1 protein-coding gene and 1 pseudogene are annotated in these 14,399 nt (G+C 73.2%); both read right to left on the bottom strand.

Going from position 1 to position 14,399, the window contains the following annotated elements; genetic code table 11:
* Positions 1-12 precede the first annotated feature (12 nt).
* Positions 13-9,948: a type I polyketide synthase gene (locus EV186_RS31835; protein WP_481808314.1), complete on the bottom strand. Its 9,936-nt coding sequence runs from the start codon at positions 9,946-9,948 to the stop codon at positions 13-15.
* A 29-nt stretch (positions 9,949-9,977) separates the two neighbouring features.
* Positions 9,978-14,372, bottom strand: a pseudogene (locus EV186_RS31830) (type I polyketide synthase); the annotation flags it as partial.
* Positions 14,373-14,399: the final 27 nt, after the last annotated feature.

The following is a 14,399-nucleotide window of genomic DNA, read 5'->3' as shown; positions in this document are numbered from 1 at the left end:
AAGCTGGTCAGGCTAGTTGTAGGGCGCGAGGCCGTCGGTGAGCTCGCTGTCGATGAGGTCGAAGATCGTGTCCTCGGTGGCGTGCTCGAGGTCCTGGTCGTCCGGCGGAGCTGCGGTGTCGGTCCACTTCTCCAGCAGGGCGGCCAGCTTGGCCCGCACCTTGGCGAACTCGGCGCCGTCCAGATCGGCCAGCACCGTTTCCACGCGGTCCAGATCGGTCAGCGCGGCCTCGGCCGGCGACGGCGCGGTGGGCACCAGCTTGGCGTGCAGGAACGCGGTCAGCGCGGTGGGCGTCGGGTGGTCGAACACGAGCGTGGCCGGCAGCCGGAGCCCGGTCGCGGCGGCCAGCCGGTTGCGCAGCTCGACCGCGGTGAGCGAGTCGAAACCGAGCTCCTTGAACGGGCGCTCGTCGCCGATCGCGGCCACTCCGCCGTGGCCCAGCACGAGCGCCGCGGTGGTCCGGACCAGTTCGGACAGCACCCGAACCTGTTCCACCGCCGGCAACCGGACGAGCTGATCGGCCAGGCTCCCCGCCCCGGCCAGGCTCCCCGCCCCGGATTGGGCCGCAGTCGGACGGCGCACCGGTGGCCGCACGAGGCTGCGCAGCAGTGGAGGCACGTTCGCTTTACCCACCGCGGCAAGGTCGAGGTTGACCGGAACGACGGCGGCGTGCGGCAGCGTGGTGGCCGCGTCGAACATCGCCATGCCCTGCTCGGCGTCGATGGCGGTGCCGCCGCGCGACCGGTCGCGTTCGGACAACGCCTTGGTCATGCCGTCGGTCCACATGCCCCAGGCCAGCGCGATCGCGGGCAAGCCGGCCGCTTGGCGTTGCTGGGCGAGGGCGTCGAGCACCGCGTTGGCGGCGGCGTAGTTGGCCTGCCCCGGCGTGCCGAACACCGCCGAAGCCGACGAGTACAGCGCGAACAGTGCGAGGTCGGTCTTCGCGGTCAGTTCGTGCAACGCCAGTGCGCCGTCCGCCTTGGCGCCCAGCACGGTGTCGATCCGGTCCGGGGTCAACGTCTCGACCACGCCGTCGTCGAGCACGCCGGCCGCGTGCACCACCCCGGTCAGCTTCGGGATGGACGCCACCAGCTCCGCGAGCGCGTCGCGGTCGGACACGTCGCAGGCGACCACCCGCACGTCCGCATCCAAAGCGGGCGCCGCGCCCCCGCTGCGACCGGCCAGCACGAGGTGCCGAACACCGTGCCGCGCAACGAGGTGCTCAGCGAGCAGCATGCCCAGCGCCCCCGTTCCCCCGGTGATCAAGACCGTACCGCCCGGGTCCAGCGTCCGTGGCGTGGTGAGCACGTTCTTGCCGATGTGCTTGCCCTGACCCACGTACCGGAACGCGGCCTGCGCCTGCCGGATGTCCCAGGCCCGCACCGGCGGCAACCGCAGGTCACCGGCCGCGAACAGCTCCAGCAACTCGACCAGCAGCTCCTGCAACCGATCCGGCCCGGCCTCGCTCAGGTCGAACGCCCGGTAGGACACGCCGTCCGGTTCACGCAGGTCGGCTTTGCCCATTTCGACAAACCGGCCGCCCGGCTTGAGCAACGCCAGGGAAGCGTCGATGAACTCGCCGGTCAACGAGTTCAGCACCACGTCCACCGGCGCGAACTTGGCCGCGAAATCCGGCTCCCGCGACGACGCCAGGTGGTCGTCGGCCAACCCGGTGGCGGCCCACTTGGCGGGGCTCGCGGTGCCGTACACCTCGGCCCCGAGGTGCCGGGCCACCTGCACGGCCGCCATGCCGACGCCACCGGCGGCCGCGTGGACCAGCACCGACTCCCCCGGGCGCACGCCGGCCAGGTCGGTCAACGCGTAGCACGCGGTCAGGAACGCCATCGGCACAGCCGCCGCGTCCGCGAACGACCAGGCCGGGGGCATCGGCGCGAGCAGCCGCCGGTCCGTCACGGCCAGCGTGCCGAACCCACCCGACACCAACCCGAAAACCCGATCCCCGAGCCGCAGGTCGGTGACGTCGGCACCGACTTCGACGACGACCCCGGCCGCCTCCGAGCCCATGGCCGCCGCATCCGGGTACGTCCCCAACGCGATCAGCACATCACGGAAATTGATCCCGGCGGCACGCACCTCGATGCGAACCTCGTTGGGGCGCAGGACTTGCGACGTCGAGGCCACCAGCTCCAGTTCACCGTCACGGACGTCGAGTGTCCATTCAGGACTATCCGGTAGTGGCACGGCGGTCGCCCGCACCAGTCGGGGCACGAACACGTCGCCACCGCGCAGGGCCAGCTGCGGCTCATCCGAGGCCACAATGCCCGCGGGAACCGCACTTTTGTCGCTGTCCAGGAGGACGAACCGGCCCGGGTGTTCCGACTGCGCGGAACGGATCAGACCCCACGCGGCGGCGGCGCCGAGATCGGTCACGCGGTCGCCGGGGCGGGCGGCGACCGCGCCCCGGGTCACGACCACCAGCGGCGTCCCCGTGTCGGCAGCCAGCCGGTCCTGCACGATCGCCAAGGCGTGGTGGGTGACTTCCCGGATCGACCCGGCCGGCAATGTGACGACGTCCGGCTCGGACTCGCCGCCGGGCAGGGCGATGGGCGTCCACTCGACGGTGAAGAGCGCGTCGTCGACCGGTGCGGCCGCCGGTGCCCGCAGGGTCAGGGAGTCGATCGTCAGGACCGGGGCGCCCGCAGCGTCCCACGCCCGGACCTGGACGGTCTCGGGGCCGAGGCGGGTCAGCCGCACCCGCAGTGCCGACGCGCCGGTGGCGGACAACGACACACCGGAGAAGGAGAACGGCAGCCGGGCGGTGCCGCCCTGGATCAGCTCGCCCGCGCCGATGGCGTGCAGGGCGGCGTCGAGCAGGGCCGGGTGCAGCCCGAACTCGCCGGCCGGCGCCGGGTCCGGCAGCGCGACCTCGGCGACCACCTCGTCGCCGTCGCGCCACACCGACCGCACGCCCTGGAACGTCTCCCCGTAGCCGAGCCCGACCTGAGCCAGGCCGTCGTAGAAGGCCTCCAGCGTCACCGGTTGCGCGCCGGCAGGCGGCCAGGTCGCCAAGTCGAACGGCTCAGCTGCCCGCTGCTCGCCGACGGCCCCGTCGGCGTGGCGGGTCCACTCGGCGTGGTCGTCGTCCGGCCGCGCGTACAGCGCGAGGGCACCGTCGGCCGACACGATCACCTGCACCTGGACGGCGCCGTGCTCGGGGAGGACCACAGGGGCGTGCAAAGTCAATTCCTCGACGGCCGGGCGGCCGGCACGCGCGCCGGCGGTCAGCGCCATGTCCAGCAACGCCGTGCCCGGTAACACGATCGCGCCGAAGACCTGGTGCTCGGCCAGCCATGGCTGAGCGGCGGTGGACAGCCGGCCGGACAGCACGATCCCGTCGCCGGACGCCAGCGGGACAACACCGGCGAGCAACGGCCTCGCCCCGCCCGCCCAGTAGCGCTCCCGCTGGAAGGCATAAGTGGGCACGGCGACGGTGCGCGCGTCCCAGATGGCGAACACGGCGGCCCAGTCGACGCCGGTGCCACGCGTCCACGCGGTGCCCACGGCGGTGAACAGCGTCGCCAGTTCGTCGCGGTCGCGGCGCAGCACGGCCACCGAGCCGTCGACGTGCGCCGAGAGCACCGGGTCCGGCCCCAGCTCCACGAAGGTGCCGATCCCTTTGGCCCGCAAGGCGTCGACGCCTTCGGCGAAGCGCACCGTCTCCCGGACCTGCCGCACCCAGTACGCCGGATCAGTCACCGCCCCCAGCATCGGAATCCGCGGCTCGTGGTAGGTCAACGACTCCGCCACCGTCGCGAACTCGGCCAGCATCGGTTCCATCAGCTTCGAGTGGAACGCGTGCGAGACCGTCAACCGCTTCACCCGCCGACCCTCGGCCCGCCACGTCTCCGCAAGCGCCTCGATCTCCGCCTCAGCACCAGACACCACCAACGACGTCGAACTGTTGATCGCCGCGATGTCAATGCCCGCAGGCACATCCGCTTCCGTGCCCTCCACCGCCAGCATCGCCCCACCAGAAGGCAACGCCTGCATCAACCGACCCCGAGCAGCCACCAACGTGCACGCATCGTCCAGCGACAGCACGCCGGCCACATGCGCAGCCGCAAGCTCACCAATCGAGTGGCCGAGCAAGAAGTCGGGCCTGACACCCCACGACTCCAGCAACCGGAACAGCGCGACCTCCAACGCGAACAACGCCGCCTGCGCACCCTCGGTCTGATTCAGCGAAGTCTCGTCGTCCAAGGGAATCCGAAGCCGCGAAGCGATCTCGTCCCATGCCGCGGCGAAAACGGGAAAGGCGGCATGCAACTCACGCCCCATGCCCACCCGTTGCGAACCCTGACCGGTGAACAGGAACGCGGTCCGGTCGCCGGTGACCGCCCCCGTGACGTTCGTGCCGCCCACCAGCACGGCCCGGTGCGCCAGCGCCGCCCTGGTGGTGGCCAGCGACAACCCGACGTCGACGGCGCGCTGCTCCCCCGCCCAGGTCCGAACCCGTTCCGCCTGCTCGAGCACCCCGGCCGCGGTCCGCGACGACACCACCCACGGAACCGTGGCCGGCCCCTCGCTGGTCGGCGTCGCGATCGGCTCGGCCCGCGGTGGCTCCTCGATGATCGTGTGAGCGTTGGTGCCGCTCATCCCGAACGACGAGATCCCGGCCCGGCGCGGCCGCTCCCCCGCGGGCCAGTCCCGGCCCTCGGTGAGCAGCGCGACGGCCCCCGCCGTCCAGTCGACCTCGGGGCTCGGCGCATCCACGTGCAACGTGGGCGGCAAGTGACCGTGCCGCAACGCCTGCACCATCTTGATCACGCCCGCGACGCCCGCCGCCGCCTGGCAGTGCCCGATGTTCGACTTGATCGAGCCCAGCCACAGCGGATCGTCGCGGTCCTGGCCGTACGTGGCCAGCAATGCTTGCGCCTCGATGGGGTCACCGAGCCGGGTGCCGGTGCCGTGGGCCTCCACGACGTCCACATCGGACGGTCGCAGGCCCGCGTCGGCGAGTGCGGCCCGGATGACCCGTTGCTGGGACGGCCCGTTCGGTGCGGTCAGGCCGTTGGATGCGCCGTCCTGGTTGACCGCGGAACCGCGTACCACGGCCAGAATCGGCCGGTTGTCGCGCTGGGCATCGGCGAGCCGTTGCACCAGCAGCAATCCGACGCCTTCGCTCCAGCCGGTGCCGTCGGCCGCGGCGGCGAACGACTTGCACCGCCCGTCGGCGGCCACCCCGTTCTGCTTGCCGAACTCCACGAACGCCGCCGGGGTGGCCATCACCACGACCCCACCGGCCAGCGCCAGGTCGCACTCGCCGCGGCGCAGCGACTGGGCCGCGAGGTGCAGCGCGACCAAGGACGACGAGCACGCCGTGTCCACCGAGACCGCGGGCCCCTCCAGCCCGAACACGTACGACACACGCCCGGACACGACGCTCGCCGACGCACCGGTCGCCAGGTAGCCGGACGCCTCGGGCAGCAGCGACACGTAGTCCTGCCCGCTCGTCCCGGCGAACACGCCGGTCCGGCTGCCCCGCAACGACAACGGGTCGAGGCCCGCGCGCTCGAACACCTCCCACGACGCCTCCAGCAGCAACCGCTGCTGCGGGTCCATCGTGACCGCCTCGCGCGGGGAAATCTCGAACAGGCCGGCGTCGAAGTCGGCGGCCCCGGCCACGAACCCGCCTTCGCGGGTGGTCGTGGTCACCTCCCAGCCGCGGTCGGCCGGGAACGGGCCCATCCCGTCGCGGCCGTCGACCACCAACTGCCACAGGTCTTCCGGGGACGACACGCCGCCCGGGTACCGGCACGCCATGGCCACGATCGCGATCGGTTCGTCGGAGGCAGCGCTGTCGTGCTGCTGTTCGACCGCGTCCGTGCCGAGCAGTTCGGCCAGCAGGTGCGTGGCCAGCGCGAGCGGCGTCGGGTGGTCGAAGGCGAGTGTCGCGGGCAACGCGAGCCCGGTGGCCGTGGCCAGCTCCGTGCGCAGTTCGACGGCGGTGATCGAGTCGAAGCCGAGGTCGCGGAACGGCCGCCGCACGTCGATGGCCTGAGGGTCGGCATGCCCGAGCACCGCGGCGATCCGTGCCCGGACGAGGTCGAGGACGGCCCGCTCCTGCTCGGGTTCACCGAGCCCGTGCAACTGCCCGGCGAACGAGGTATGCGCGGCTTGTGCCGGACGCCGCCGGATCAGCTCGCCCAGCAGCGGGCTGGGCCGCGACACCGTGAACGTGTCGGCGAACCGCTCCCAGTCCACATCGGACACGGCGACGCAGCCGTCGCCGCCGTCGACCGCGGTGGCCAGCGCGGCGACAGCCCGGGCCGGGTCCATGGCGGTGAGGCCGCGCCGGCGCAGGTAGTCGGCGGTCGTCCCGGCCGCGACCATGCCGTCGCCGGCCCACGGACCCCAGGCCACGGACGTGCCCGCGGCGCCACGCGCCCGGCGCCGCTCGACGAGGGCGTCCAGCGACGCGTTGGCCGCGGCGTAGGCGGCCTGTCCCCCACTGCCCCACACGCCGGCGACCGAGGAGAACACCACGAAGGCCTCGGCGTCAGGAAGCAGCTCGTCGAGGTGCGCGGCGCCGGTGACCTTGGCGTCGAGCACGGCGGCGAGGTGCTCAGGGGTGATGTCGGGAATGGACGTGAACTCGGCCCAGCCCGCCGCGTGCACGATCGCGGTCACGTCGTGCTCGGCGACGAGCGCGGCCAGGGCGTCCCGGTCCGTGACGTCGCACGCGGCAATCGTCACGTCGGCACCGAGCGCGGTCAGCTCGGCGGCGCCGGGAGCATCGAGACCACGCCGGCTCACGAGAAGCAGCCGAGGTGCACCGCGTTCGGCCAGCCAGCGGGCCACGTGACCGCCAAGTGCACCGGTACCGCCGGTCACCAGCACCGTCCCTTGTGGACGCCAGGTGGTGGCCCGGCGCACCGGCGCCGGGCGCAGCCGGCGCCCGAACGTCCCGGTGGTCCGGATCGCGACCTGGTCCTCGGCGCCGGCGAGCACCCGAACGAGCTGGTCGGGAGCATCGTCGGCCGGCAGGTCGACCAGACCGCCCCACCGCTCCGGCAGTTCGAGCGCGGCGACCCGGCCGAACGCCCAGACCTGCGCTCCGGCCAGGTTCGGGGGCGCTTCGGCGCCGACGGCGACCGCGCCTCGGGTCACCACCCACAGCGGCGCCGCGGTCTCGGCCAACGCCTGCACGAGCGCCGCGGTCCGGGCGAGGGCCTGGTCGTCGAGGGCCGGGAAGTAGAGCACTCCGTCGACGGGCTCATCCGGCAGGCCGTCCACAGTGGACTGCACCACGGTCACGCCGTGGGCGGTGAGCGCGTCGACGTAGGGCGTGGCGTCGGTTTCGGTGTCGGTGTCGGCGTCGCTGACCACCAGCCAGGTGCCGGACGCGACAGGGTCGTTGTCGGGCAACGGTTTCCAGCCGACATGGTACCGCCAGGAGTCCTCGACGGGTCCGGTCACGGGCGCGGCGGGCAGCAGCCAGTAGTGCTCACGCTGGAACGCGTAGGTGGGCAGGTCGATCCGGCGGCCGCCGGCGACCGACCAGTCGATCTCGGCACCGGCGACGTGCAGCCGCGACAGGCCCTGCCACCAGGCGTCGACCTCGTCGCGGGCGGCGCGTTGCAGGGGCACGGCTCCCTCGACGAACGCGGACAGCACGGCGTCCGGACCCACCTCGACCCACGCGCGGACCGGCTCGTCCCGCAGCGCGGCGACGGCGTCGGCGAAGCGAACGGTGTCGCGGACCTGACGCACCCAGTACGCCGGGTCGGTGACGTCACCACCCACGATCCGGATGCTCGGCTGGTGGTAGGTCAGGGATGCGGCGATGGTGGCGAACTCGTCCAGCATCGGTTCCATGAGCCGCGAGTGGAAGGCGTGCGAGACCGTGAGGCGCTTGTGGCGGCGGTCCTGCCAGGTCTGTTCCAGCGCCGCGATCTCGTCCTCGGTACCGGACACGACCAGCGACGTCGGGCTGTTGATCGCGGCGATGTCGATCCCGTCGGGGACCTCGTCCTCGGTCGCCTCGACCGCGAGCATCGCGCCCCCGGACGGCAACGCCTGCATCAGCTTTCCCCGCGCCGACACCAGCGTGCACGCGTCGTCCAGGGACAACACCCCGGCCACGTGCGCGGCGGCGAGCTCGCCGATGGAGTGGCCGAGCAGGTAGCGCGGCCGCACGCCCCACGACTCCAGCAGCCGGTAGAGCGCGACTTCGAACGCGAACAGCGCCGCTTGGGCGTGCTGCGTCTGGTTGAGCGACTCCTGGTCGTCCCACGGGATGTCGCCCAGGCGTGCGCACACCTCGTCGAGCGCCGCGGCGAACACCGGGAACGCCGCGGCCAGCGCCCGGCCCATGCCCGCGCGTTGCGAACCCTGGCCGGTGAACAGGAACGCCAGCCCGCCGGGCTTTGTCGTGCCCCGGGTGATCGCCGGGTGCTGCTCCCCGCGCGCCAGTGCGGCGAGCGCGTCGAGCTCGCCGGCCGGGAGGACGGCCCGGTGTTCGAGGGCCGCGCGAGTGGTCGCCAGGGAGTAGGCCGGATCGGTTGTGCCGTCGAGGAAATCATGCAACCGGGCGGCTTGCGCCCGCAACGCCTGTTCGGTCCGGCCGGACAGCACCCACGGGATCCTGGCGGTCGGCTCGGCGTGCTGGGTGTCGATCGCCGGCGCCTGCTCGACGATCACGTGTGCGTTGGTGCCGCTCACGCCGAACGCCGACACGCCCGCGCGGCGCGGGTTGCCGGTCTGCGGCCACGGCCGCGCCTCGGTGAGCAGCGACACCGCGCCCGAGGCCCAGTCCACGTGCGGGGACGGCTCGTCCACGTGCAACGTCTTCGGCAGGCGGGCGTGCTGGATGGCCAGCACCATCTTGATCACCCCGGCCGCGCCCGCCGCGGACTGGGTGTGGCCGATGTTCGACTTCACCGAGCCCAGCCAGAGCGGCCGGTCCCGCCCCTGGCCGTAGGTGGCGAGCAGGGCGGCGGCCTCGATCGGGTCGCCGAGGGTGGTGCCGGTGCCGTGCGCCTCGACGGCGTCCACGTCGGCCGCGGTGAGCCCGGCGCCGGTCAGCGCGTCGGTGATCACGCGGCGCTGTGCCGGTCCGCTGGGCGCGGTCAGGCCGTTGGACGCGCCGTCGGAGTTGATGGCCGAACCGCGGACCACGGCGAGCACGGGATGGCCGTTGCGGCGGGCGTCGGCCAAGCGTTCGACCAGCAGCAGCCCGACACCTTCACCCCACCCGGTCCCGTCCGCGGCCGCCGCGAAGGACTTGCACCGACCGTCGGTGGCGAGCCCGCCCTGCCGGGCGAACTCGGCGAAGGCGCCTGGGCTCGCCATCACCGTGACCCCACCCGTGAGCGCCATCGTGCACTCGCCGCGCCGCAACGCCTGCACGGCGAGGTGCAGGGCGACGAGCGCGGACGAGCAGGCGGTGTCGACCGTGATCGCGGGTCCGGTCAGCCCCAGGGCGTAGGCGACCCGGCCGGTGAGGACGCTCGGCGCGGCACCGATGCCGAGGTAGCCCTCGATCTCCTCGGTGGGCGCGGTGGCGACGCCGTAGCCGGACGTGGACGACCCGACGAACACCCCGGTCCGGCTGCCACGCAACGACAACGGGTCGATCCCGGCCCGTTCGACCGTCTCCCAGGCGCTTTCCAGCAGCAGGCGTTGCTGTGGATCCATCGCCAGCGCCTCACGCGGCGAGATCCCGAACAACCCGGCGTCGAACCGGCCGGCGTCGTGCAGGAACCCGCCGACGACCGATTCATCCAGCGTCCAGCCCCGGTCGGCGGGCCCGGCCGTGATCGCGTCGGTACCGCTGTCGACCAGTGCCCAGAACTCTTCCGGCGAGGACACCCCGCCGGGCAGCCGGCAGGCCATGCCGATGATCGCGATCGGCTCGGCGGCCGCGTCGGTCAGCTCGCGGTTGAGCGTGCGCAGCCGTTCGGTCTCCTTGAGCGAGGTCCGCAACGCCTCGACGTACCGCGTCAGCTCGTCGTTCATGGCTGGGTCCCCTCACCGCTCGCGACGAGCCGGAGCAGGTCTTCCCCGCCCATGGCGTCGAGGTCGTCGACCTGCGGTTCGGGCGTGTCCCCGTTGGCCAGGCGTAGCAACAGGTCCAGCACGCCGGCCTCGCGCAGCCGCGCCACCGGGATGCTCGCCAGCGCGCGCCGGACGTGCGCGTCCGCATCCTCGACGATCACCTCGTCCGGGCACAGCAGGCCGAGGACGTGCTCGGCCAGAGCCGCCGGGGTCGGGTGGTCGAACACGGCGGTCGCGGGCAACGGCAGGCCGGTGGCCGCGCGCAGCCGGTCCCGCAGCTGGATGGCCGACAGCGAGTCGAAGCCGAGGTCTCGGAACGGCCGATCGGGCTCGACCTCGGCCGCGCCCGCGTGGCCCAGCACGATCGCGGCCTGCGACCGGACCACGTCGAGGACCCGGTCGAGCCGCTCGTACCCGGGCACCGCCGTGAGATCCAAGGCCACCGCGTCGGCCGCCGGTTCGTCCGGCCGGGCCTCGGGTATTTCGGCCAGCAACGGGCTCGGCCGGTGCAGCGTGAACGTGGGGGCGAACCGCGACCAGTCGATGCCGGCCACGGTCACACAGCTCTCGCCCGTGTCGACCGCTTGCTTCATCGCCGCCAGCGCGGCCTCGGGGGCCATGGCAAGCACGCCGTGGCGCCGCAACGCCTCGCCGGTGCCGCCGTCGCCCATGCCGGCGCCCGCCCAGGCTCCCCAGGCGATCGAGGTCGCGGGCAGGCCGCGGCGGGCCCGGTCCACGGCGAGAGCGTCGAGGCTCGCGTTCGCCGCGGCATAAGCGCCTTGACCGGCGCCGCCCCAGGTCGCCGCGGCCGAGGAGAACAGGATGAACGCGTCCAGCGGACCGCACACCGCGTCGAGGTTGGCCGCGCCGGTCACCTTGGCTGCGAAGACCTCGGCCAGGTGTTCGACCGTGGTGTCGGCCAACGCCGTCAGGTCGCCGATCCCGGCCGCGTGCACGACCGCCGTCAGCGGGTGCTCGGCCGGGACGTCGGCGAGCAGCGCGGTCAGCGCGGCCCGGTCGGCGACGTCGCAGGCGGCGACGGTGGCCTTGGCGCCCAGTTCGTTCAGCTCGGCCACCAGGTCGGCCGCGCCCGGTGCCGCGGCGCCGCGGCGGCTGGTGAGCAGCAGGTGCTCGGCGCCGTGCCGGACCAGCCAGCGGGCCACGTGCCCGCCGAGCGCGCCGGTGCCGCCGGTGACCAGGACTGTCCCGTGTGGACGCCAGTCGGTCCGCGGCTGCGCGGGCGCGCGGACGAGCCTGCGTGCGAACACCCCGTCGGGGCGCAGCGCGACCTGGTCCTCGGACCCGGCCAGCACCGAGGCGAGGGCGGCGGGGTCGGGGGTGCCGTCGAAGGCGAGCACGCCGCCCCAGCGGTCCGGGTGCTCCAGCGCGGCGACCCGGCCGAGCGCGCCCACGGCGTGCGCGGTGCGGCTGCCGGTGTCGGTTGTGACCACCCAGAGCGGTGCGTCGACCGACAGCAGCCGGAGGGTGTCGGCGATGCCGCGGGTCAGCCCCGGGTGGTCCGGGTGGGCGCGTTCGTCCAATGCCAGCAACGACAGCACGCCGCTCGGCCGCTCTTCGCCGTCGGCCGGATCGGTGAGCCGGACGGGGGTGCCGCCGTGCTGGGCGATCGCGGCGGCGCAGACGGCGGCGAGGTCGGCCTGCTCCGGTGGTTCCAGGATCCACCAGGTTCCGGACAGGACGGCCGGCGTCGTCGGAACCGGTCGCCATTCGGTGCGGTAGCGCCATCCGTCGGCCGCCGGGGTCGCCTTGGCCGGCCAGTAGCGCTTGCGCTGGAAGTTGTACGTGGGCAGGTCCACCCGGCGCCCGCCCCAGCCGTCGAACACCCGGTCCCAGGCCACGTCGCCGCCGCGCACGTGCACGGTCGCCACCGCGCGCAACGCCGACTCGGGCTCGTCGCGCCCGGCGCGCAGGACCGGCACGGCGTCGTCGGCGAACGCGGCCAGCACGGCGTCCGGACCCAGTTCGACGCACGTGCTCACGTTCTCCGCACGCAGGGCCCGCACGCCTTCGGCGAACCGCACGGTGTCGCGCACCTGCCGCACCCAGTACGCAGGATCGGTCACGTCGGCACCCACGACCGGCAGCCGCGGCCGGTGGTAGGTCACCGACCGGGCCACCGCCGCGAACTCGCCGAGCATCGGCTCCATGAGCCGGGAGTGGAATGCATGCGAGACCGCCAACCGCTTGTGCCGCCGGTCCTTCCAGCGCACCGCCAACGCCACGATCTCGTCCTCGGTACCGGACACCACCAACGACGTCGGGCTGTTGACCGCCGCGATGTCGATCCCCGCCGGCACCTCGTCCTCGGTCGCCTCGACGGCCAGCATCGCTCCACCGGGCGGCAACGCCTGCATCAGCTTCCCGCGCGCCGCCACCAGCGTGCACGCGTCGTCCAACGACAACACCCCCGCCACGTGGGCGGCCGCGAGCTCACCGATCGAGTGGCCCAGCAGGAAGTCCGGCGTGACGCCCCACGACTCCAGCAGCCGGAACAGCGCCACCTCCAGGGTGAACAAGCCGGCCTGGGCGTGCTGCGTCTGGTTCAGCAACTCGACGTCGTCCCAGGGCAGCGGCTCGAACCGTGCGCTGACCTCGTCCCACGCCTGCGCGAACACCGGGAACGCGTCGTGGAGCCCCCGGCCCATGCCCGGTCGCTGCGAACCCTGACCGGAGAACAAGAACGCCAGTCCGCCACCACCGGTCACACCCGTGACGACGTGACCCGCCTCGGCGCCGGTGGCCAGTGCGGACAGCCCGGCCATGCCCGCCGATCGGTCGGCGGCCAGGACGACGGCGCGGTGGTCGAGCGGAGTCCTCGTGGTGGCGAGCGAATACGCGATGTCCACATCGGACGCGTCGGGCAGCTCCGAAGCCAGCCGTTGCGCCTGACCCCGCAGCCCGGCCGCGGAGCGACCGGACACCAGCCACGGCATCACGCCGGACCACGATGCCGCGCCGGACCACGCAGGGGCCGGCTCGTCGACGACCGCGGGCGCCTGCTCGATGATCACGTGCGCATTGGTGCCGCTCACGCCGAACGCCGACACCGCGGCCCGGCGCGGACGGCCGGTCTCCGGCCACGGCCGGGACTGGGTCAGCACCGACACCGATCCTGCCGACCAGTCCACCACCGGCGTCGGCACGTCCACGTGCAACGTCCGCGGCAGCATGCCGTGGCGCAGGGCCTGCACGACCTTGATGATGCCCGCGACCCCGGCCGCGGCCTGCGTGTGCCCGAGGTTGGATTTGATCGAGCCGAGCCACAACGGTCGTTCCCTGTGCTGGCCGTAGGTCGCGAGCAACGCCTGCGCCTCGATCGGGTCGCCGAGCCGGGTGCCGGTGCCGTGCGCCTCCACGAGGTCCACGTCGGCCGGCGTGAGCCGGGACCGCTCCAGCGCCGCCTCGATCACCCGTTGTTGCGCCGGCCCGTTCGGTGCCGTCAGACCACTGGACGCGCCGTCAGAGTTGACCGCCGACCCACGCAGCACCGCGAGCACCGGGTGGCCGTTGGCCACAGCGTCGGACAGCTTCTCCAGGACCACGATCCCGGCACCTTCGCCCCAGCCGGTGCCGTCGGCGGCGGCCGCGAACGACTTGCACCGCCCGTCGGGCGCCATGCCTTCGTCGAACTCGAAACCGGAGAACATCAGCGGGCTGGCCATCACGGTCGCGCCGCCGGCCAGCGCGAGGTCGCATTCGCCGTCGCGCAACGACTTCGCAGCCAGATGTACGGCCACCAACGACGACGAGCACGCCGTGTCAAGGGTGATGGCCGGCCCTTCGAGCCCGAGCACGTAGGCGATCCGGCCGGACAGCACGCTGCTGGCATTGCTGGTGCTGACGAATCCCTCGAACACCGATGGGTCGGCGCCGAGACTGGCCGCGTAGTCGCTGTACATGAAGCCGGCGAACACCCCGGTCCGGCTGCCCAGCAGCGCTCGGGCGTCGAGCCCGGCGCGCTCGACCGCCTCCCAGGTGATCTCCAGAAGCAACCGCTGCTGCGGGTCCATGGCGAGCGCCTCGCGCGGGGAGATGCCGAAGAAACCCGGATCGAACTCGCCGGCGTCGTGCACGAACCCACCGGCGCGCGCCTGGCCACCGGCCAGAGCGGCGAGATCCCAGCCGCGGTCGGCCGGGAAGTCCCCCAATGCGTCCACTTCGGACACGACGAGCCGCCACAGGTCCTCGGGCGTGCGAACACCGCCGGGGTAGCGGCAGCCGATCCCGACGATCGCGATCGGCGCCACAGCCGCCTCCTCGGCCTCCCGCAGCTTGCGGTTGGCCTCGCGGAGCTCGGTCGTCGCCCGTTTGAGGTATTCGAGGAGCTTCTCCTCGTTCGCCATGCGCGTCTCCTTGGT

Origin of the sequence: Labedaea rhizosphaerae, assembly GCF_004362825.1 — a bacterium.
Classification (GTDB): domain Bacteria; phylum Actinomycetota; class Actinomycetes; order Mycobacteriales; family Pseudonocardiaceae; genus Labedaea; species Labedaea rhizosphaerae.
This window is presented reverse-complemented; position numbering and strand designations above follow the sequence as displayed.